The 22569-nt window shown below is 43.3% G+C and carries 21 protein-coding genes; 15 read left to right on the top strand and 6 right to left on the bottom strand.

The window, feature by feature from the left end:
* The first annotated feature begins 112 nt into the window (after positions 1-112).
* The 3 genes from NSQ29_RS30680 (at position 113) to NSQ29_RS30670 (ending at position 3584) form a co-directional block, all read left to right on the top strand.
* The gene (locus NSQ29_RS30680) at positions 113-1078 is read left to right on the top strand and encodes an MBL fold metallo-hydrolase (protein ID WP_341059479.1); all 966 of its coding nucleotides are present in this window, start codon (positions 113-115) and stop codon (positions 1076-1078) included.
* Positions 1079-1234: 156 nt separating this feature from the next.
* Positions 1235-2860 carry an ABC-F family ATP-binding cassette domain-containing protein gene (locus NSQ29_RS30675; RefSeq protein ID WP_042131056.1) on the top strand — a complete coding sequence of 542 codons (1626 nt, stop codon included), beginning with the start codon at positions 1235-1237 and terminating at the stop codon, positions 2858-2860.
* 115 nt (positions 2861-2975) lie between these two features.
* On the top strand, positions 2976-3584 hold the full coding sequence (locus NSQ29_RS30670; protein WP_341126854.1) for a histidine phosphatase family protein: 609 nt from the start codon (positions 2976-2978) through the stop codon (positions 3582-3584).
* Between the two features lie 82 nt (positions 3585-3666).
* Here NSQ29_RS30670 and NSQ29_RS30665 read toward each other — a convergent pair whose 3' ends face one another.
* The gene (locus NSQ29_RS30665) at positions 3667-3852 is read right to left on the bottom strand and encodes a hypothetical protein (protein WP_042191867.1); all 186 of its coding nucleotides are present in this window, start codon (positions 3850-3852) and stop codon (positions 3667-3669) included.
* Positions 3853-3976: 124 nt separating this feature from the next.
* Here NSQ29_RS30665 and NSQ29_RS30660 point away from each other — a divergent pair, with 124 nt between their 5' ends.
* On the top strand, positions 3977-4846 hold the full coding sequence (locus tag NSQ29_RS30660) for a cation diffusion facilitator family transporter (protein ID WP_042191865.1): 870 nt from the start codon (positions 3977-3979) through the stop codon (positions 4844-4846).
* A gap of 201 nt (positions 4847-5047) precedes the next feature.
* On the top strand, positions 5048-6124 hold the full coding sequence (locus NSQ29_RS30655; RefSeq protein ID WP_341126853.1) for a C40 family peptidase: 1077 nt from the start codon (positions 5048-5050) through the stop codon (positions 6122-6124).
* A 236-nt stretch (positions 6125-6360) separates the two neighbouring features.
* Here the strand turns inward: NSQ29_RS30655 and NSQ29_RS30650 are convergent, their stop codons facing one another.
* Together NSQ29_RS30650 and NSQ29_RS30645 are read right to left on the bottom strand one after the other, a co-directional pair.
* Complete coding sequence (locus NSQ29_RS30650; RefSeq protein WP_042191861.1) at positions 6361-6735, bottom strand: hypothetical protein; 375 nt, start codon at positions 6733-6735, stop codon at positions 6361-6363.
* Positions 6736-6861: 126 nt separating this feature from the next.
* A complete protein-coding gene (locus NSQ29_RS30645) occupies positions 6862-7029 on the bottom strand; it encodes a DUF1328 family protein (protein WP_042131050.1) in 168 nt (55 codons plus the stop codon).
* A 188-nt stretch (positions 7030-7217) separates the two neighbouring features.
* Between NSQ29_RS30645 and NSQ29_RS30640 the strand changes: the two genes are divergently transcribed.
* From NSQ29_RS30640 to NSQ29_RS30600, 9 genes are all read left to right on the top strand, one after another.
* Positions 7218-7724 carry a DUF948 domain-containing protein gene (locus NSQ29_RS30640; RefSeq protein WP_076285482.1) on the top strand — a complete coding sequence of 169 codons (507 nt, stop codon included), beginning with the start codon at positions 7218-7220 and terminating at the stop codon, positions 7722-7724.
* Between the two features lie 60 nt (positions 7725-7784).
* Positions 7785-8309, top strand: a complete 525-nt coding sequence (locus NSQ29_RS30635) for a hypothetical protein (RefSeq protein ID WP_076300663.1) — start codon at positions 7785-7787, stop codon at positions 8307-8309.
* A gap of 235 nt (positions 8310-8544) precedes the next feature.
* Positions 8545-9717 carry a SpoIIE family protein phosphatase gene (locus NSQ29_RS30630; protein ID WP_076285480.1) on the top strand — a complete coding sequence of 391 codons (1173 nt, stop codon included), beginning with the start codon at positions 8545-8547 and terminating at the stop codon, positions 9715-9717.
* Positions 9714-13382, top strand: coding sequence for a response regulator (locus tag NSQ29_RS30625; RefSeq protein WP_339267232.1), 3669 nt, complete (start codon positions 9714-9716; stop codon positions 13380-13382). The genes NSQ29_RS30630 and NSQ29_RS30625 overlap by 4 nt, the downstream gene beginning before the upstream one ends.
* An 87-nt stretch (positions 13383-13469) precedes the next feature.
* Complete coding sequence (locus NSQ29_RS30620; RefSeq protein WP_076300661.1) at positions 13470-14336, top strand: CheR family methyltransferase; 867 nt, start codon at positions 13470-13472, stop codon at positions 14334-14336.
* A 21-nt stretch (positions 14337-14357) separates the two neighbouring features.
* Positions 14358-16028 (top strand): response regulator, encoded by a 1671-nt coding sequence (locus NSQ29_RS30615; RefSeq protein WP_339798630.1) that lies wholly within the window; start codon positions 14358-14360, stop codon positions 16026-16028.
* Positions 16029-16127: 99 nt separating this feature from the next.
* Positions 16128-16466: an STAS domain-containing protein gene (locus NSQ29_RS30610; RefSeq protein ID WP_042131044.1), complete on the top strand. Its 339-nt coding sequence runs from the start codon at positions 16128-16130 to the stop codon at positions 16464-16466.
* Positions 16467-16484: 18 nt separating this feature from the next.
* On the top strand, positions 16485-16937 hold the full coding sequence (gene rsbW, locus NSQ29_RS30605; RefSeq protein ID WP_042191848.1) for an anti-sigma B factor RsbW: 453 nt from the start codon (positions 16485-16487) through the stop codon (positions 16935-16937).
* On the top strand, positions 16934-17704 hold the full coding sequence (locus NSQ29_RS30600) for a sigma-70 family RNA polymerase sigma factor (RefSeq protein ID WP_042131042.1): 771 nt from the start codon (positions 16934-16936) through the stop codon (positions 17702-17704). The genes rsbW and NSQ29_RS30600 overlap by 4 nt, the downstream gene beginning before the upstream one ends.
* Before the next feature lie 208 nt (positions 17705-17912).
* Here NSQ29_RS30600 and NSQ29_RS30595 read toward each other — a convergent pair whose 3' ends face one another.
* The 3 genes from NSQ29_RS30595 to NSQ29_RS30585 all read right to left on the bottom strand — a co-directional run bounded on the left by NSQ29_RS30595 (position 17913) and on the right by NSQ29_RS30585 (position 20770).
* A complete protein-coding gene (locus tag NSQ29_RS30595) occupies positions 17913-18245 on the bottom strand; it encodes a DUF5665 domain-containing protein (RefSeq protein WP_042191847.1) in 333 nt (110 codons plus the stop codon).
* Positions 18246-18393: 148 nt separating this feature from the next.
* Entirely contained in the window at positions 18394-18903 is a 510-nt protein-coding gene (locus NSQ29_RS30590; RefSeq protein ID WP_340972861.1) for a YtxH domain-containing protein, read from the bottom strand.
* Between the two features lie 106 nt (positions 18904-19009).
* Positions 19010-20770, bottom strand: coding sequence for a glycoside hydrolase family 13 protein (locus NSQ29_RS30585; RefSeq protein ID WP_341126852.1), 1761 nt, complete (start codon positions 20768-20770; stop codon positions 19010-19012).
* Between the two features lie 453 nt (positions 20771-21223).
* On the opposite strand from NSQ29_RS30585, the gene NSQ29_RS30580 reads away from it, so the two are divergent.
* Positions 21224-22558: a sugar ABC transporter substrate-binding protein gene (locus NSQ29_RS30580; protein WP_339798623.1), complete on the top strand. Its 1335-nt coding sequence runs from the start codon at positions 21224-21226 to the stop codon at positions 22556-22558.
* Positions 22559-22569: the final 11 nt, after the last annotated feature.

The raw sequence follows: 22569 nt of genomic DNA, 5'->3' as shown, positions 1-22569 counted from the left end.
ACCTTTACCATGCTATTTGTATATTTTGCAAAATACGCTGCTGTTCAATATAGTTGTAGTATATTCGCTAAAGCTAGGGTTGCTCGGTAAACTTCTGTAGAAGAGGTGTTGTATGCCTAAAACTCGTTACCATAACGTCGATAATGTAAGTACCGATAAATCATTAAAGGAATTTCGCCAGTGGCGTGAGGAACGTCGTCGCAAGAAGAAGGACTATTCATATGTTGTACCGAATACGCCGCCCAGATTATCTTATCTGTCTGAGAATCGATTGGAGTCTACCATTACGTGGATTGGGCATTCAACATTTTTCCTTCAATATGAAGGGATGAATATCATTACAGATCCCATCTGGGCGAGAAGGCTGGGCTTTGAGAAAAGACTGGGACAACCTGGGATTCCACTTAGCGAAGTGCCACCGATTGACCTGATTCTGATTTCGCACTCTCATTATGACCATTTGCATATTGCCTCTATCCGCAAATTATATCGGGCAGGGACAACGCTTGTAGTTCCTGTTGGTCTGAAGCGAAAAATGCTTCGCAAAGGGTTCCACAACTGTGTGGAAATGGAATGGTGGCAGGAGATTAAGCTAGGTAAGATCAAGCTTAGTTTTGTGCCTACCCAGCACTGGACGCGGAGAACGCCATGGGATACGAATACTTCTCATTGGGGTGGGTACATCTTGGAGCCCGCTGATTCCGGAAATCAGAAGTCTTCTCCGAATCTTTATTTCGCTGGGGACAGCGGTTATTTTCCAGGCTTTAAGGAGATCGGAAGTCGTTATAAGATCGATATCGCGCTTATGCCGATTGGGGCTTATGAACCGGAATGGTTCATGACCTCTCAGCATGTAAATCCTGAGGAAGCCGTTCAAGCTTTCCTAGATGTAGGGGCGGAGACCATGATTCCGATGCATTACGGTACCTTCAGACTTGCTGATGATACCGCCCGGGAAGCACTGGATCGCATGGAGAACGCCCGAGTTAAACACGCGATTTCGGACGAAAGAATTCGTATACTCGGTTATGGAGAAACACTGGTCGTACAAAAGGAGAATCGCACATCTGGGGAATAATTGAAAAAATTCCTCCTTAAAAGTTGTCGCCGTAAAACAGTTGGAATAAGTTTCGTAGGAGTGAGATCAGCTTAAATGCCTATTTCACGGGATTTTTGCACTGATTTTATGCTATAATGAGCCGAAACCCTAAAGTGAAAAGGATGGTAATGCGTAATGATTAGCACAAGCGGCGTAACACTCCGCTACGGAAAACGCGCTCTCTTCGAAGATGTAAACATAAAATTCACCCCTGGTAACTGCTATGGTTTGATTGGTGCCAATGGTGCTGGTAAATCAACCTTTCTGAAAATTCTGTCTGGGGAGATTGAAGCGAACACGGGTGATGTTCATATAACACCAGGTGAACGCCTTGCAGTTCTGAAGCAGAATCATTTCGAGTACGATGAATTCCCAGTACTTGAAACAGTAATTATGGGTCACACTCGTCTTTATGAAATCATGAAAGAAAAGGACGCGCTTTATGCGAAGTCTGATTTCACGGAAGCAGATGGTCTGCGTGCCGGTGAGCTTGAAGGCGAATTTGCCGAACTTAATGGCTGGGATGCAGAGCCGGATGCGGCGGCTATGCTGATCGGTCTTGGCATTATGCGTGAACTGCATGATAAGAAAATGGCCGAACTGAGCGGCAATGAGAAGGTACGGGTACTCTTGGCACAAGCCTTGTTTGGCCGTCCAAACAACCTCCTGCTCGATGAGCCTACCAACCACTTGGATCTAGAATCGATTGGCTGGTTAGAGAACTTCCTCATGGATTATGAAGGTACTGTTATCGTCGTATCCCATGACCGTCACTTCCTGAACAAAGTATGTACGCATATTGCGGATATTGATTTTGGCAAAATCCAGATGTACGTTGGTAACTACGACTTCTGGTACGAGTCCAGTCAGCTTGCTCAAGCTTTACAGCGTGATTCGAACAAGAAGAAGGAAGATAAGATCAAGGAACTGCAAGCCTTTATTCAGCGTTTCTCGGCCAATGCTTCCAAGTCTAAACAGGCGACTTCTCGTAAGAAACAACTCGAGAAAATTACGTTGGATGACATTCGTCCATCTAACCGTAAATATCCGTTCCTCAACTTCAAACCTGAACGTGAAGCAGGTAAGCAGCTTCTGACGATCAGCGGATTGACCAAATCGGTTGAAGGTGAGAAGGTTCTTGATGAAATCAGCTTTGTAGTTAACAAAGGTGATAAGATTGCTTTCGTGGGTCCTTACTCCCAGCCTAAATCACTTCTATTTGATGTGATCATGGGTGAGCAGGAAGCGGATGCGGGTGAATATGCGTGGGGCGTCACTACAACTCAAGCTTATTTCCCGAAAGATAACTCCAGCTATTTCGATGGCGTGGACTTGAATCTCGTAGAATGGCTGCGTCAGTATTCTAAAGATCAGGATGAGACGTTCCTGCGTGGATTCCTTGGACGGATGCTGTTCGCCGGAGAAGAAGCACTGAAGAAAGCGAGTGTATTGTCCGGGGGCGAGAAGGTTCGCTGTATGTTGGCGAAGATGATGCTGAACGGTGCGAACGTGCTTGTATTCGATGAACCTACCAATCACTTGGATCTGGAATCCATTACGGCACTGAATAACGGACTGATCGATTTCGACGGGACTATTCTCTTTACTTCCCATGACCATCAGTTCATCCAAACGATTGCTAACCGTATCATCGAGATCACACCTACAGGTGTAATTGATCGCACGATGACTTACGATGAGTATTTAGAGAATCCTGAAATTAAGGAAATGCGCCAACGCATGTATCCTGTAGAAGTATAATATTTACTTTCCGTTATGCGGAAGGAACCCGTCAAGCAGCTACTCTAATCCTAATAGGATTAGGGTAGCTGTCTTTATAATTTCGATTTTGAAAAGGTCACGGTAGGTGGAGCATGTGGACAGAACTATTTTTATTATGAGGCATGGGGAGACCGAGTTTAATACGCAAGGTCGTTACCAAGGACAATTGGATTCACCTCTGACTGAGCATGGAATGGATCAAGTCAGACAAATGGGTAGGCTGCTTCGTTATTCGGTGGAGCATCCCTCCGAATGGAAGGTGATTTCAAGTCCACTTGGGAGAGCGCTGCAAAGCACACAAATTTTGTGTGAAATCTTAGGTTATGATTTCAATGAAATAGAAACGGATTCTAGGTTAAGTGAAGTTTCCGTTGGTTCTTGGTCAGGGCTAACGCTCAAGGAAATTGAACAGGGCTGGCCGAATAGTCTTGAAGATACGACTATGTATGATTGGTATTTTCGTTCACCAGATGGAGAGAGCTATGAAGCGGTTCAGGAGCGTGTCACAGACTGGCTGGATAGCTTGTCCTCCACTCCGCGGGTCATTGCGGTTACACATGGATTAACAAGTAGAATTCTACGGGGAGTATACGCGGGGCTTGCAAGACAGGAAGCCTTATCACTTGAGGTTTCCCAAAGCGCATGTTTTCAGTTGTCTAATTGTACAATAAAGAGAATCAGTTATGAATTTGATGAGTTCTAGCCCATCCTTTAAGGCAGGCGAACGCATAAAAGGCTGCGTTGTCCCTGAGGGATGCGCAGCCTTTTATGTTTATAAAATAGTACTAGGACCCGCCGGTACGACGGCGTTGGTTGTTAGGCTTTTTGTTATTCTGACTTTTTAGTGGTTTAGCGGATCCGGCCTGAAAAGTTGATCCAGGTTTGGAGGAAGATTGTTGTTTCTTCTGCTCCAGCTTTTGCCGGATAGCTTCAGCTAAATTGATTTTTCCTTTTTCATTGTTTTCGCTCATTATGATAACCTCCTTTGAAGCAAGTCCTTCACTTTATTCTAATTGTTTTTAAATGCTGCTACAAGGGCAAGAATAATTGAAAGAATTCTTTTCTAACAAAACTGAAAACGAGGAGATAGCCAAAATGGTTGATATTTACGAAGATATACGTAAAGGCGAGCGGGGCGCTTGGGTTAGCATAGCGGCTTACCTCATTTTATCGACTTTCAAGCTGGTTAGCGGTTATCTATTCGCCTCTAGTGCATTGGTCGCGGACGGAGTCAATAATTTAACTGACATCGTAGCATCTGCAGCCGTGTTGGTTGGTCTAAAGATTTCGCGGAAGCCACCTGACTCTGACCATGCTTATGGACATTTTCGGGCAGAGACAGTAGCTGCATTGTTGGCTTCTTTTATTATGGCGGTAGTAGGTATTCAAGTGATTGTGGAGGCGGTGCGGTCCTTTTTCGATCGTGCAAAGGAAACCCCGCAGCTATGGTCTGCTGGTGTGGCTCTAGTGTGTGCAGTAGCAATGATGGGAGTATACATATACAACAAAAGGCTGGCTAAGCAGATAAATAGTAGTGCACTCATGGCAGCGGCGAAAGATAATTTTTCCGATGCTATGGTTAGTATAGGTGCTGCTGTTGGGATTGTAGGTGCTCAGTTCGGACTGCCATGGATTGATTCTGCGGCGGCAGTAGTTGTCGGACTGATTATCTCTAAGACGGCATGGGATATTTTTCGTGACTCGACCTACCGGCTTACGGATGGCTTTGATGAAGATAGATTGATGGATCTACGTAGTACGATTGCTCGAACACCGGGAGTAGAGGGGATTAAAGATGTGAAGGCACGGGTTCATGGGAATCATGTACACGTGGATGTTGTAGTGGAGGTAGACGCGAATATTACAGTGGTGGAAGGTCATAGGATCAGTGACTCCATTGAAGAGAGAATGAGCAAGCTACACAATATTATGAATGTACAGGTGCATGTGGAACCTAAAGATTAAATTTGAAAAATTCTATTTTAAGGAAAAAACAAACATATTTAAGGAGGATTCAAGACTTTAGTCCTGTATTTTACCATAAAGTGGCATGATTATATGTGCAATTTGGAGCATGTTCCAAATCCCGGGCAAGCCTATAATGAGGGCATAAAGGAATGTAGTTCACACCTTTGTTGAAATCTCATCATGGTATTGGGGGAACGTATGATTAAATCACATAAGCAATTAACAGCATCCTTATTGGTTTCAGCTGCAATTGTTGCAGGTTTAGGAGTATCTGCTCCTGGAAATGCAGCAGCAGCCTCAAGTCCATCAAATTCAGTTATGGCAGCAGCAGCCGGTCAAACAGCGGTCATCGAGGCAAGTGTTCGCCTTCGCAGTACACCTTCTACAAGTGGAGAAGTAGTGAAGTATTTGCAAAAAGGAGATCAAGTGCAGATTGTGGCACAACCGAATAGCTATTGGTATCAGGTGAAAGCAGCGGATGGATCCGTAGGCTATACTAGTACAGATGATAAGTATATCAGCGTAAATTCATCTTCAGTAGGTACACCAACAGCACCATCAGCACAAACGGGAACCATAAAATACGGAGTGAATCTTCGAACTGTGCCTTCTACAAGCGGAAAAGTACTGAGACTTCTGAAGAAGGGGGAACAAGTACAGCTTCTGGCACAGCCGAACAGCTCCTGGTATCAAATTCAAACCTCTGATGGTAGCATTGGATATATAAGTTCAAGTGATCAATATACTTCGTTCGCTAATAATGGGGGGACTGGGACGGTAACGCCGACACCAACGCCGCCAGCACCAGTACCACCTATTTCTACACCTGGGGCTTCTGCCCAAATCGAGAGCGTAATCTCAGCAGGTATGGGCTATCTGGGTACACCTTATGAGTTTGGTTCCAGCAGATATGATACAAGCACCTTCGATTGTTCTGATTTTATCCGGCAAATTTTCATGGATGCTGTGAATTTGAAACTGCCTGCTGATTCCCGTCAACAGGGAGATTGGGTGAAATCGAATAGTACGGTAGTTACGTCTACTTCCGGTTTGAAACGCGGCGATCTAATGTTCTTTATGGATTATAAAGGGAACTCCGCTTCAGCGTATGAAGGGATCGACAAATCTAAGGCAAGAATATCGCATGTTGCTATGTATCTAGGAGATGGACAAGTTCTCCATACGTATTCCGTAGCTTCAGGCGGGGTGAAAGTAGATAAATTAAGCGCTTCTTGGACGAATCGTTTCCTCTTCGGGGGATCGGTCATCCGATAATTATATAGGTATACAGAAGCGGCAGCATCGCATGTTTGTGACGGGTGAACAAAGGCGGCGTAAGCGCAAAAGCTACCCCCTCAGTAGAATGATCTACTGAGGGGGTAGCTTTTTGTAAATATAAGAATTTATATGTTCCGTTCTATAAATTATCCTTATATTTCTCGCTTAAACACTTGCCGTCCTTATAGGGACGCCGAAGGCGTTTATGCTTGTTATCATCTTTTCTGTACTAATTACATAATTACATTGGCAGCAACAGGAACCTTTACCCACGCTTTTCCTAGCCAAGTGTAGATTTCTCTCCATTCATTGCCCCAAGTATCCGTAATCACTTCACCTGTGGTATCAAGCGTTTGAGCGCTAAGCCAGCCTGCAGGAATCATACTGCCAACTGAAAAGTGAAAAGCTGTTTTTTCGGTTAGAACAATTTGTGGTGTGGCTGGAGTAATATCCGATGGGGTAATGATCGTTTCAAAAGATGTTGTGTAAGTGCTTCCAGTTCCGGGCGTAGAATCTGTAGTTGTCCCTGTTACCTCAGCGGCTGATGCTGTAGCTGCTATTGAAGCCATAAGTCCCAAGGCAAGTGTAATGCTGGCGAATTTTTTCATGTTAAGTTCCTCCTCATTATGATCTAACTTCAAAACTTTTTCTTATTTTCTCAAGTGACATCTGTGTGGGAATGACCTATACTTTCTGCATGATGAATAAGATATATGGATAGATATGGGAGGAGGCTACATCGATCTACCTCTGCGTCCCGTGAAGAGGGAAACAACAAACAGAACCAAGAATACGAAGAATAGTATCTTTGCAAGACCAGCAGCGGCTGCTACAAGATTGAAGAAACCAAAGATACCAGCGATTACAGCTACAACTAGCAGAATTGCGGACCATTTTAACATTACATATCACCTATCCTTTTTTTGATTTGTAGTCATTGTATAAACGGGGACTTTGATTCTGAAACAAAGGGGAGCAGGGAATTTTGACAACGCTCGACAGATTGTTTCGGCATATGGTAGTAGGGGTAACTATGCAGTATACAAGGCTGATTAGCCACTATTTATGAGATTTGGAAGGGGTTATGAATATGATCATTGAACTTAGTGTAGCTCTCGTTGCTATCGCATTCGCAATACTTGTTTTCTTTCTAATTAAGACTTTGCAGTCAGCGAAGCAATCTCTCGACAAAGTAAGCCAGACCTTGGTGGAAGTGCAGAAGACGATGGATGAACTGACTTATGAAGTGAAGACTACAGTCAGACATGCAAATGAAATTACCGCTGATGTACAGAATAAAATTCAGAAGATTGATCCTGTCATAGATTCTGTGAAAAATTTGGGAGAAGTTATGAATGAGTTAACCTTAACCGTTAAGCAAGTTTCAGTAACTGTGATTGAGAGATATCGTAAATCACATGAACTGAGGGAGAAGCGTAAGGGGGTATCCATAAAAGAAGCTCCGCTGACTCCAGCTGAGGAACGTACGGTAAACTCTTATGATGCTGTTAATAACGAGAAAGCACCGGGGAAAATAGCTACTGTGTTAAAAAGTGTAGATGTAGCTGCAACTCTTTGGAAAAAATTCCGTCATTAAAGTTAAGGCAGCAAGTCCTCTGTAAATGGCGGCTGCAGATAAGAAAGGTGGGATAACAACATGAACATTATCATACTCTTGTTTAGTCTACTTTCCCCATACTTTGATGCGTCTCCACAGTTGACGCCTATCTCGACTTTTAGTGATCAGCCTAAGACAGTTCTTACATTTGAACATTCCTCAGAAACGAGCCCTGCTATAAATCAGTTTGATTCACTGCAAGGTGTTGCTTTATATGCTACGAAGGAAGAATTGCTTCTGGCCAAGGGCAATCCGCTGGCGGTAACAAATGATCCATTGCAAGGGACAGAGGAGTACCAATACGCAGATGTAACAGTGGGTGTTGGTGAGGGGTTTGTACTGTATGTGCATGTCTCACCTTCTCAAGCACAGCAGTTTGGGCTACAGGTAAATGGGGTGGGAATTGATCCCGTGAAGGATAATGTGCAATCGACCTTGGGTAAACCGTATTTTATTGCCGAAGATGGTGATGTATATATGAGAGGAAACAATGCGCTCAAAATATATCGAAATTTGGCAGGTGAATTTGAAGGTATTGATTTATTTGATAGTATTTCTTCTTAATATGTTTCACTTTTGATCATTTTGGTTAATAAACAGAGGCTGTCTTTACCATAGAGTAACCTCCCGAACCACTACATGTAGTGGTTCGGGAGGTTACTTTGCTGAAGGCGTAAATGAACCTATTACTATATTTACATATATTAAAAATAGAAATAACACATTTAAATAGCGTATGATATAGGTAATGAGTCGCAGAATTTTACGTTCGTAATACTATTCGTGTGAGGTGAAGATGATGAGAATCTTAATCGTAGATGACAATCCGACTAATGTTATCATTATCCGTGAAATCCTGAAAAAAGAAGATTACCGAAATTTCGTAACCGCATCCTCTGCAAAAGAGATGCTTACACGGTTGGGTATCGGTTCTGTGAGTGAAGATGGACGTCCTCGGATGTCAGATATCGATCTGATTTTACTGGATATGATGATGCCGGAAATGGATGGAATCGAGGCATGTCGTGTTGTACAGCAATACGAACACCTAAAGGATATTCCAATAATAATGGTTACAGCTGTTGGCGATTCCAAGAAGCTGGCAGAAGCACTGGATGCAGGTGCAGTAGATTATGTTACGAAACCCATTAACAAAGTGGAGCTGATGGCCCGAATTCGGCTCGCGCTGCGGTTGAAGCGAGAGAAAGATTGGCATAAGGAACGAGATCAGCGAATTCAAGAAGAATTGAGACTAGCCGCACTTGTTCAGAATGCTGTGTTGAGCTTGCCTCTTCAGGAAGAGAATTTTGAGGTCAATGCCATCTATCAGCCATCCTCTGAGCTTGCCGGTGATTTATACGCGTGGTACCCCCTTGGTGATGGCCGATATGGCGTGATCCTGCTGGACATTATGGGACACGGAATATCGTCATCTCTTTTTTGTATGTTTCTTGCTTCTGTGTTGAAGGACACGGTAACTACGTATGTAGAGCCGGAAAAGGTAATTCAGGAGCTCAATCGAAGGTTTAATCAGCTCTATATTGAGAAAAAGCTGATCCAATACTACTTTACGACCATTTATCTTGTGATAGATACCCGTATGAAACGTATTGACTACGTCAACGCCGGGCATCCACCTGCGCTATTTTTTGAAGGAGTGGCTAAGACTCCAGTCATGCTGGAAAGTAACTGTCACCCAGTAGGTTTGTTTGAACGGATTGATATTCAGCCACAGAGCTTAACCTATGAAGATGAAGGGCATCTAGTTCTTTATACAGATGGTCTATTGGAACTGGTTGAGGGCGAACAAGAAGAGCAGCTGAAATTTATGATTCAACATTTAAATGTTGAACATGAGTGGAACGAAGAAGCTATTCGAGCTGCTTTTTTCAATGTTGAGGTTCCTAAAGAGCGTGATGATGATAAGTGTATTGTGTGGATCTCACTGAAGAAGGGAACAGATAGAGAATGAAGATAAAGGCTAAACTCTTAATTGGCTTCAGTGCCATGTTAGCGATTATGCTTGCACTTACGATGATAGGATACGACCGCTTAAATTATATGAATAATCAACTGGAAGGGTATCAGGATAGATATATGAAGGGGCGGTCTTCTTCAGGGATGCGTGGAGAAGTCAATGATATGGCGCGAATATTAACCACGACCATGTTAAGTGCAGATGCATCATCGGTAGAATCTCAAAAGAATGAGATTGATAAAAAGATCACTAAAGCCAATGAGCACTACGAGAAAATAAAAGCGTCGATGACTAGCGCTGAAGAAATGCAAATGGTCAGTCAAATAGATGGCGCGTACACTACTTATTTAAATTATCAGGAAAAGGTACTGAAACTGCTATCGGCTGGTTATTTTCAGAATGCTAGCACGTATTCCAACACAGAGGGACAAGCGATTCAGAATGCCGTGTTAAACGCTCTGAACAGTCTCTCTGATTATAATGCTTTTATTATGAATGAAGAGAGTACGAAGGCCAACGAAGCTTATAAAAGTTCGACTCAGATGGTAGTTCTAATGATGATTATGGGCTTACTTCTCGGACTTGGAGTAGTTCTATGGATCATCCCAAGCATCACTCGGGGGCTTAATGTCGTTTCGATGATGATTACCAGCTTTGGCAACGGTAAAGTGAGGGCTATACGGCGTATAAAGGTTACTACTAAAGATGAAATTGGTGAGGTTGCTCTTGTCTTTAAAAAGATGGCTTTAGATCTTGAACAGAAGCAGCAAATGGAACAGGCCTATGCGCAAGCGCAGAATGACCAATCCTGGCTGAATGCGAATGTTGCTCGGGTGACGGAACTATTGCGAGGTGTTAGCTCCTTGGATCAGGTCTCACAGACCTTCATCAATGAGTTTACCCCTGTGCTGGGAGCACAGTTCGGAGCTGTATATTTAAAAGATGCCAATCGTCCTGATTTTTTACGAAGCAGTGGATACTATGCAGTAGATAATGATAAGAAACCTAAGGACGGGTTTGTGATTGGTGAAGGGCTTGTAGGGCAAAGTGCGCTCGATATGCACCCGATCAGACTGGAGAAAGCTCCTGAAGACTATTCATCCGTTAAGTCCGGATTCGTGGATGCACAACCTGGATATATTTCTATCCATCCGCTTATTTTTGAAGACGAACTGCTAGGCGTAGTAGAATTTGCTTCATTCCAACCTTTTAGCAGTTTGAAAAATGATTTGCTGCAACAACTCGCTAATAATTTAAGTATTATTTTTAATAATATTAGCCGTCGTTTGATTGTGGAGAAGTTGTTGCGTGATTCACAAGCTCTTACGGAAGAGCTGCAGTGTCAGTCGGAGGAATTACAGACTCAGCAAGAGGAATTGCGTCGTTCCAATGAGAACTTAGAAGAGCAGACGGATGCGCTTAAACGTTCGGAAGAACTACTCCAGCGTCAGCAGGAAGAACTGGAGCATTATAATACGGAACTTATTGCCAAGACCCGCGCTTTAGAGGAACAAGTGCAGGAGGTTGAAGAGAAGAAAGACGAAATTGAGCATGCAAAAATTCAATTAGAGAAACAGGCCAAGCAATTATCCGTTACTAGTAAATATAAATCAGAGTTCTTGGCGAATATGTCTCATGAATTGCGAACTCCGCTCAACAGTCTCTTGATCCTATCGCAGCTACTTACGGAGAATAAGGATGGCAACTTGTCAGAGAAACAGGTTGAATTTGCACATACGATTTATATGTCAGGTGCAGACTTGCTTAAGATGATTGATGAGATTTTGGACTTATCCAAGGTTGATGCTGGCAAAATGGAACTGAACCAAGAAGAAATTAAATTAACGGAGCTGAAGAGCTTTGTGAAGCAGAATTTTGCTCCGCAAGCGCTCAAAAAGGGACTTTCTTTAAGAATTACCTTTAACGAGCCGCTGCCAGATAGTGTCATTGCCGATGGTCATCGGTTGAAGCAGGTGCTAAGAAATCTGCTTTCTAATGCCTTTAAATTTACGATGGAAGGATTTATTGAGTTCTCGGTTAGCCAAGCAGATGACAATCTTATTCCGCTAGATCTGCCAAGTGAAGTTGAATATATTGCTATTGCTGTAAAGGATAGCGGAATTGGTATTCCGGCAGATAAAACTGATATTGTGTTCGAAGCCTTCCAACAGGTGGATGGAACTACCAGCCGTAAATTTGGAGGGACAGGCTTAGGCTTGTCTATTAGCCGTGAGTTAGCGCGTTTAATGGGTGGAGCTATTGTGCTGGAATCCCGTGAGGGTCAAGGTAGTACCTTTACTATGTATTTGCCGGTTATAGGGAATTATAATAAGCAACCTTCAGTAATAGAAGCTGCTGCTTCTAGAGAGGATGTAACCTTCGAAGAATATATCGGAGATATGACTCCAACCCTTGTACCAACACCAGTCCATGAACCTATTCCACAATTGATGATCGATGATGACCGTGATCATTTGACTGCAAATGATAAGGTTCTGCTTATTATTGAAGACGATGAGAGCTTTGCGAAAATATTGCTGGATATGGCTCATGGCCGCAATTTCAAAGGACTTGTAGCCCTTCAAGGCGATACTGGACTGCAGATGGCGAAGACTTATCTACCTGATGCGATTATTCTAGATATTCAGCTGCCTGTTATGGACGGTTGGACCATCCTTAGAGAGTTAAAAAGTGCATCACAGACCCGCCACATTCCTGTCCATGTCATCTCTGTGAATGATGAAGTGAAGCAGGGACTTATGATGGGGGCTATGGCTTATTTAAGAAAACCATCTTCTAGAGAGGCTCTAGAGCGGGCGTTCTCCCAAATCGAGAATTACACCTCCAGTACGTTGAAATACTTGCTGATTGTTGAGGATGATGAAATTCAACGTCGTTCAATCATGGAATTGATCGGTCACGACGATGTGGCCATAACCGCAGTTTCAACTGGCGGGGAGGCACTGAGTGAGCTACGGAAGCAGAGATATGATTGTATGGTTCTGGATCTGATGCTTGAGGATATGACAGGTTTCGATCTGCTGGATCAAATTCGAGATGATGAGGAATTAAATGATCTACCTATTATTATTTATACGGGTAAGGATTTGGATGGCAAAGAAGAGACGCAGCTGCGCAAATATGCGGAATCAATTATTATCAAGGATGTACGTTCTCCAGAACGGTTATTGGATGAGACTACGCTGTTCTTGCACCGGGTAGAAGCAAATCTTCCGGAAGATAAACGTAAGATTCTGCAGAAGCTCCATAATAAAGAAGAATTGTTCGAAGGAAAGAAAATACTGCTCGTCGATGATGATATTCGCAATGTCTTTGCGCTCTCCAGTGTACTCGAAGAGTATCACATGGAAGTGAAGTTTGCGGAGAATGGACGCGAGGCGCTGGAAATGCTGGTAGAGCAAGAAGATTTTGATCTTGTATTAATGGATATGATGATGCCGGAGATGGACGGATATGAGGCTATGCGCCGGATCCGCGAGATGCCGCAGTATCAGAAACTTCCTATTATTGCGCTCACCGCCAAAGCTATGAAAGAGGATCGTGCCAAATGTATTGAAGCTGGAGCCTCCGACTATATGAAGAAGCCAATCGCAACAGGTCAACTTCTATCTTTAATGCGAGTCTGGCTGTATTCGTAACCTCAATATTGGGGTAATACTTTAAAAGAACTAACAAAAAGCCATTCTTCAAAAGTACGGCGTGTTGATAAGGGAGTCGGGATAACAATGAAAGCAATAGAACACGGATATGAGGAGCAGCCCGTTCTGGCGGGAAGTGACGAACTGGAGCAAATTGAGATTGAGCTGCTTCTTGATGGGGTACACCGTTTATATGGCTATGATTTCCGGAATTATGCGTTGCCTTCATTAAAACGACGCATCTGGCATCATGTTCATGCGGAGAATGTACTCACCATATCCGCGCTGCAAGAGAAGGTTCTGCATGATCGGGCTTGTTTTGAACGATTTGTTTACAGTCTCTCTATTCCTGTTACTGAAATGTTCAGGGATCCAGGATTATTTCTAACTTTTCGCCAGAAGGTAGTTCCTTTGTTAAGAACCTATCCCTATATTCGTATCTGGCATGCCGGATGTTCCACTGGGGAGGAAGTTTATTCTATGGCCATCCTGCTACATGAAGAAGGGCTTTATGATAAAGCTCGAATTTATGCCACAGATATGAATGAGCGTTCTTTACAGCAGGCTAAGGAAGGCGTTTATGATATTAGCAGAATGAAGCAATACACAAAGAATTATTTGGAGGCAGGAGGTACTCGGGCATTTTCCGAATACTACACTGCGAAGTATAACTCAGTCATTTTACAACCGTATTTACGCAAAAATATTATTTTTGCTGAACATAATTTAGCTACTGACACTTCTTTTAATGAATTTAATGTTATTTTCTGCCGAAATGTAATGATTTATTTCAATGATGAGCTTCGTGATCATGTTCACGGGTTGTTTCATGAAAGTCTCAGTCGCTTTGGAATCCTTGTTCTGGGCTCTAAAGAGTCTATTCACTTTACGAAATATAGCGATTGCTATGAATCTTTAGACAGAGTGGAGAAAATATACCGTAACATAAAATAACGCATGAAGGAGGGTGGTCCTATGGGGTTTCAAGAACCAATTCATATACTACTAGTCGACGACCGTCCTGAAAACTTGCTGGCGCTGGAGGCGGTACTTGAGAGCCAGCATTACGAGCTAGTCAAAGCCACCTCCGGTGAAGAGGCACTGCGGTGTTTGTTAAGGTATGATTTTGCTGTCATCGTACTGGACGTACAGATGCCAGGTATGGATGGGATCGAAACCGCAAAATTGATCAAAGCCAGAGAAAAAACAAAGGATATCCCCATTATTTTTATCTCTGCGAACAGCAAGGAAGCGGAGCACTTATTCGCTGGTTATTCGGCAGGGGCTATTGATTATATGGTCAAGCCGTTCATTCCACAGATTTTGAACTCTAAGATACAAGGCTTTGTCGAAATGTACATCACGAGTAAGAAACATCAGACTCAAACCATGCTGCTGCAGCAAAAGACGAAAGAACTGGAAATTATTAATAGTGAGCTTATTAAGGCAAAAGAAGAGGCGGAGATTGCCTCTAAAGCAAAGTCGGAATTTCTTGCTATGATGAGTCATGAGATTCGTACACCTATGAACGGCGTAGTTGGCATGATCGATCTATTAATGGAGACGGATCTTACTTCTGAGCAAAAGGAATATTCGGAGATCATTCGGAAAAGTGCCGACACGTTGATTACGGTAATTAACGACATTCTTGATTTTACTAAAATGGAATCCGGAAAAATGGAAGTTGAAGAGCACTTATTTGAACTTCGAAATTGTATTCAAGAGGTGTTCAGCCTCTTCTCGATAGAAGCGGGAAAGAAGAACCTGGAGCTCGCTTATTTTATTGATCAGAAATTGCCTCGGCTTTTATATGGGGATATGGCTCGTTTACGCCAAGTTCTAATTAATCTGATCGCTAACGCAGTTAAATTCACAAATCAAGGTGGGGTCTATCTAGTCGCCTCGATCAAGAGTGTTGCGGATCATAAGATGGAAGTTGAATTCACAATTATGGATACGGGGATTGGTATTTCTCCGGAGAAATGTGACCGATTATTTGAGCCCTTTTCGCAGCTTGATTCTTCCATGACACGGAAATATGGGGGAACAGGTCTGGGACTAGCTATATGTAAATCTCTTGTCGGAATGATGGGCGGAGAAATTCGGGTAGAATCGATGGAGCAAAAAGGAGCCACTTTTATCTTTACGATTCAGGCATCCATGCCAGGAGAAGATTTGATAGGTGGATATCAAGAAGAGGAATCCACGCATCCTGTTCCCAATCAAGAGGGGAGAAGTAGAATCCTTGTTGTGGATGACCATCCGATTAATCAGCGTCTAATGGTCAGCATGCTGGATAAGCTGGGCTATGCGGCCGATATGGCTGAAGATGGTCAACAGGCTGTGGATATGGCGATTAAACATCCTTATGATTTTATCTTTATGGACCTTCAAATGCCAGTGATGGATGGCTTAGAGGCGACCGCTCAAATTCGTCGAGAGGGTGGTCCTGCTGCCGAGAAGACCATTATCATTGCAATGACGGCGAACGTCATGGAAGGGATTCAGAATCGCTGTAAGGCCTCTGGAATGGATGATTACATCAGCAAACCGCTGAAGATGAGTAGTATAAAACAAATTATTTCTCGATATTCTAGCAACGACAATGTATTAGTAGAACCTGATATATCTATTTTCCAAGCGTAATCTAGTATTTACCAATCTGTTTTTTTAACGTTATCTGATTCAAAGGTATATCATTAAGGTTATTAATATAGAAAATATTTGTTCAGGAGAGATCGTCTAATGAATACGCATAAAAGTAACAAGTTCCATGCTAAGACAGAAACCAAAGGGAATGTATGCACAGTTTTCCTGAGTGGTGAACTTGATTTATCAGTTGCTTCCGATTTCCGCCTGGTTATGGAGCCACTTGTGGGAGATACCAAACTAGATCTAGTTATTAATCTAAAAGAATTAAAATACATCGATAGCACAGGGATTGGTATTCTACTTTCGATCCTGAAATCAAGACAAGGAATGGACGTTAAGTTTATGGTTGAGGATGTTCCTCCACAAATTCAGAAGCTGTTTGACATGACTGGTATTTCCAAGTTTTTTGCCTCCCAAGAGAATTCCCACTAGGAAAGGATAGAACAAAGAATGAGTGATGATGTGCAAAAAGTAATTCTTCAGTTGCCTGCTAGCGCAGAGTATGTGGATATTGTTAGGTTGAATTTATACGGCATTGCCTCGAAAATGGGTTTCACCTATGAGGATATAGAAGACATGAAAGTGGCAGTGTCAGAGGCGTGTAACAATTCAGTATTATATGCTTATGGCCAAAAAGACGGAGTAGTAGATGTTATTTTTGAGGTAGAGGAAAGCTCCTTATCCATTACAGTCAAAGACGAAGGGGAGAGCTTTGACGGCTTGGACAAGTCTAATGAACGTATGACACTGCACGATAAGGAGTTAAGTGACGTTCAGGTTGGCGGGTTAGGGTTCTACTTAATGCAAGCGTTGATGGATGACGTTAGTGTCGTAAGTGAAGCCGGAAAAGGGACGGTGGTAACTTTGAAGAAGCACCTTAATTTTAGCGAGGAGAAAGTATGAGTGACAAAGTGACTCCCCCCGAGTCCATGAATGAAGCAGTCACCCAAATTTGGGAGTATCAGCAGACCAAGGATAACGATCAGGCGACGTTGCTGATACAGAAATATGAGCCTATGGTGAAAATGGCTGCTGGGAAAATTTCCCGTAATCGCCCCGACTTGTATGAGGATTTATATCAGGTCGGGCAAATGGCGCTCATCCGGTTACTGCAGCAATATGATATCAGTCTCGGAATCCCTTTTGAGCCCTATGCGATGAAAAGCATGATTGGACATATGAAGAATTATTTGCGTGATAAATCTTGGTACATACAGGTTCCTAGACGGATTAAAGAAAAAGGAGCGCTTGTTCAACACGCGATTGATGAACTTACAGTGAAGCTTGAGCGTTCTCCTGCGGTCGATGAGATCGCTCATTATCTTGATCTGTCTGTTGAAGAAACTGTAGAAGTACTGGCAGGCAGAGAATGTTACCATTACGTATCTCTAGATTCACCGCTTTCTCAAGAGGAGACTGGAGCTACGCTAGGGGAGCTTATCAGCTCTGATGCGAACGATTACGAGACTGTAGAGAAACGAATGGATCTGCAGCAAGCACTAGGACAATTGAAGGAGCAAGAGCAGCAAGTGTTGCTGCTAGCCTTCCAAGATGGTCAATCCCAGCGGGCAATTGCTCAGAAGCTGGGGGTTTCACAGATGAGTGTTTCACGGATACAGAAGCGGGCCACTGAGAAGTTAAAGCAGATTATGGCCAACTCATCCTATTGAGCTCCTTTATGTGTAATATACATTACCTGGATTTGAATTCTACTGTTCGACGATAAGGACATGCCTCTCTCTGTGCCTGGAGAATAGCATGTCCTTTATTTGTGTTCCATAACGCCCTTACCCCGCTTGTCCGGCTAACCCTGAAGGATTAGACAGACAAGCGGGGTAAGGGGGAGCGGTGATAGATGGGCGATAGATAGCCCAGTTGTTAGCTGTTCGCATCGATGTATTTTTTGATCTCGCCAAGGTACTCACCGATCACGGGAACATCAAGAAATAGGCTAAGAATGTAGCCCAGAACACCAAGGACTACGAACGTTCCGAGAGATAGGCCGAGACCTCGGGATATACCGGCCATCAAGTTTGTGATAATTCTTTTTTTGGGATCTGAGTAGTTATCAAGGATGTCCTTAAATTCTGATTTTTCTAGTGAATCAGCAATCTTGTCCAGACGATTGTTTAAGCGTTTGACCTCATGACGTAATTCGAAAGGATGTTCATCAATTTCATATGCTTTTGTTTGGCTATTTGATTCTCCCATGGAGCACCCTGCTTTCTGTAGCCCGATCGGGCATTCATTAAGGATCTATTCAATCAGATGAAACTTTATATAGGGTATAACTAAACAACAGCCAGCTGCGGACAGCTGGCTGTTGTCGGATGAAATGATAGCTGTATTATGCCGCAGATTAGTAACTGGATTTATAGGAGGATTTAACATCCTCTTTCGCATCTTTAGCCTCATCGGCGACTTCTTTAGAGGATGCTTTGGCTTCGTCAGCCACTTCTTTAGAAGCGTCTTTAACATCAGAGGCTACATTATTTGAGGCTTCACTTACAGTGTCACCAATTTTGCTGCCTACGTCTTGAAGGGTAGCGGCAATTTGCTGCTTGCTGTCACTGACAGTAGTGTAGATATCAGAGGCTTTGACTGAAACCGTACTAGCCAGATCGGTTGCTTTTTCACCTACCGTTGTGGCAATGGCTTTGGTCTTGTCAGTTACGACACCAGCAACTTCTTTGGTTTTGTCAGTAGCAAGCGTAAGTTTATCGGACAGATCACTGCGCATTTCACGACCAGGCTTTGGTGCAAATAATAGGGCTGCTGCAGCACCTATTAAGCTACCAATAAAGATGCCTTTGAAAAAGTTGCTTCCGTTTTCTACTTCATGCTCTACTTTATGTTCTACGTTACTCATCACCAATCACTCCTTATAAGTTATCTTACTTCGTATTTAAACTTTGGCGTATAGGCTGAAACAATTGATGAGCAAGGCGTAGATGGCGAGGGGCTCTTGTTATGGACTATTTATTAACAGCTTGGAATACCGCATAGCCGAATTCGGGCAGATTCAGATGTAGTAATGATGTGAATTTTTCTGTTCGCTTCTGCGTCTCTAGGTTTACCCATATAGCGTCCATCCCGGGTACAGGAATGGTGGCGTCGACTAACACCTCTTCATTGTTGAGCACGATTAAGAAGCGGTTATGTTCGTCCCACCGTTCATATACAAGCAGACTTGGGTGGTCCGGGATATCCAGCGATTTAAAGCCGCTACTACGGAACGCAGTATGCGACTTACGAAGACCGATCATCCAGCGATAGTATTCGAACAGTTCCCTGTTCTGTTTCTGGATGTCCCACTCCATACATTTACGATTATCTGGGTCATATTCACCTTCCATACCGATTTCATCGCCATAGTAAATACATGGTGCTCCCTGAAAGGTCATTTGGAACAAAACGGCCAGTTTTAATCTCCGGATGTCACCACCGCAAAGGGTCAGGAAACGAGTTGTGTCATGGCTGTCTAATAGATTAAAAGTGGCCTCTGTAATTTGCTGCGGGTAATTTGCTAGCATAGTAGCAATCGATAGAGAGAATTGTGAAGCATTAATTTGTCCGTGAGCGAAGAAATTAATCTGAATATTGGTTAGTGGGTAATTCATAACGGCGTCAAATTGATCGCCAAGTAGCCACGGCAAGGAATCATGCATAATTTCGCCTACAAGATAGGCTTCTGGATTAATGCTTTTGATCGTATTACGGAATTGTCGCCAGAACGTATGAGAGACTTCATTCGCGACATCAAGCCGCCAACCGTCTACACCGATTTCCTCAATCCAATAACGACCAACGTTCAACAGATAATCTCTGACTTCAGGATTCTCAGTGTTGAATTTTGGCATGATAGGCTCGAATGCAAATGTGTCATAGGTGGGAATTCCGTCGATGACTTGTGGTGGCCACTCACGCACATGAAACCAATCGGCATAACGGGAAGAGCGCCCGTTGGTGAGCAGATCAACAAATGGCGGAAAGGTATGGCCGCAATGATTAAAGACACCGTCTAGAATGACGCGGATCCCTTTGGAATGACAGGCGTCGACAAGTTCTTTTAGCAAAGCGTTGGTTCCCAAATGAGGGTCCACCAAGAAATAATCCTTTATATCATATTTATGATTGGTGGTTGCCTCAAACAGAGGATTGAAATAGATGGTGGTAATGCCCAATTCACAGAGATAATCCAAATGATCTAGTACACCTTGCAAGTCTCCTCCGAAGAAATTCCGGGGACTCGGCGTACCGCCCCAATCCAGCACATCTGCCGGATCGTTAGTAGGATCGCCATTTGCGAAACGCTCCGGAAAAATTTGATAAAATACTGCATCCTTCACCCATGCTGGAGGGGAGTGTACATCTTCACGGTTCAAGAAAGGAAAGTCGAATAAGCCCTCATATATTATGACTGGAGGCTCTGAGAAGAAGCCTTTTTCCAAATAATAAAGGACCTCATCTTTGTTATAAAGTGCAAAATAGTAAGTGAGTCTGCGATAAACAGGACGGACCGCAGCCTGCCAATAATCGAATAAGCTGTCAGAAGCCATGTGCTGCATGGGAATAACCTCATGGGTTTTGTCCCAACCGTATTTATCTCCGCAAAAAAGATCAATCTGTGACACGTTATCCCGTTTTGTTCTTATGCGAATATGCAGTGTAGACTCATCGTAGGCATATGACCAATTCTGCCCCATGCGATGATAAACGGCTTCTTGTTGAATCATAATCAATTTCCATCCCTTCGCGGCATGTAAACGCAAAAAAGGGCCAACCTCATGATAATCAGAGGTTGAACCCTTGGCGGTTTCATTGCCTTTAAATTTTGTCTGAATCTTATCATACCCCTCAAGATTAAAGCAATAGATTATTTCACATGAATTCACAATATGGAATATTTAGTATGTAGTTAAAAAAAGGAGAAAATATAAGGAAAAACAAGAAAAGTGCTATTAAATCACCCCATTTGGATCTATACTCTGATTGCAATCCAAATTATGGGTATTATAGAATGAGGGCGAACGAACTTGATTTTTCTTAATACGCAAACAAATTAAAGGCACTGTTACCTAAAAGGTACAACCTCGGCACTTTGTGCAAATGAGGTTGTACCTTTTTTGCATGCTCTTTTTCTATGCGTGTTAGGTCTGATCACTTATGAATAAAGGGGAGATGAGCAAATGAAGAAGAGTAAACGATCTAAAATGCAAGCGGTATCATTTAGTTTGACCCTGAGTCTGCTGTTGGCATTGACGGTTACGGCTTGCGGTTCAGGCAATGGGAACTCTACGGCTCAGCCGAATTCAAGCCCGAATTCCACAGTGAACGAGCCGGGGGGAACTACAAATGAGACGAATCCCGCCGAAGAGGAGCTGAAACCGGAAGCTGGGGCCGAATTAACGGTCTGGGAAGCCAAGGAGCAGGTTGAGTACATGAAGCAGTTAGCCGCTGATTTCGAAAAAGAATACGGCGTTCCTGTCAAGGTTGAGGAAATGGCGGGCGGCGATCAGGGAACAAGGTTGGCGACAGATGGCCCGTCCAAACTAGCCGCTGATGTGTTGACTCTCCCGCATGATCAGATCGGTCAGGCTGTCAAAGCGGGATTGCTTTTGCCAAATGATGTGTTTGAGGAAGAAACGAAATCAACTATGGTGGAGACAGCTATTCAGGCATCGACTTATGACGGTATCCTGTACGGTTATCCTAAATCGGTGGAGACCTATGCGCTGTTCTACAACAAGGATCTGATATCCGAAGCTCCAAAAACCTGGGATGATGTGATCGCTTTTGCCAATACGTACAATAAGCCGAAAGAGAACAAGTTTGCGATCATGTGGGAATTCGTCGGGTATTACAGCTATCCATTCATTGGCAGCTTCGGCGGATACATTTACGGTGACAACAATACGAATGTCAAGGATATCGGCTTGAATAATGAAGGCACCGTCAAAGGATTTACTTTTCTCCAGAGCTTAAAAGGAATTCTGCCATTGAATGCAGGAGATATCACCTATGACGTTAAAACCCAATTGTTTCAGGAAGGCAAGCTGGCAATGAACATCGACGGGCCATGGTCTATAGCGATGTTCAAGGATCATATCAACCTTGGAGTGGCACCTCTTCCGAAGGGACCTGATGGTCAAGACAGCATTTCTTTTTCCGGAGTTAAATCGTATTATGTCAATTCCTATACGGTATATCCGGTCGCAGCTCGCCTGTTCGCACATTTTGCAAGCAACAAGGAGAATCAGCTCAAGAACTTTGAAATGACGGGTGCGATTCCTGCGAACATTGAAGCCGGAGAAGCGCCGGTAATCAAAGATGATCCGATTATAAGTGGATTCTTCGAGCAATTCCAACACTCCGTGCCGATGCCTTCGCTATCGGAAATCAAATCCGTCTGGGAACCGCTAAAGGCAGCATTTGTATCCCTGTGGAACGATCCGGGTCTTGATGTTAAGCAGACGCTCGATAAGACTGTATCAACGATTCAGGCCGATCTGGATTCGAAGTAAAGGACAGGTGA

Source organism: Paenibacillus sp. FSL F4-0236 (genome assembly GCF_038000135.1).
Lineage (GTDB): Bacteria > Bacillota > Bacilli > Paenibacillales > Paenibacillaceae > Paenibacillus_AQ.
The sequence above is the reverse complement of the archived record's forward strand: the minus strand, read 5'-3'. Positions and strand labels throughout refer to the sequence as shown.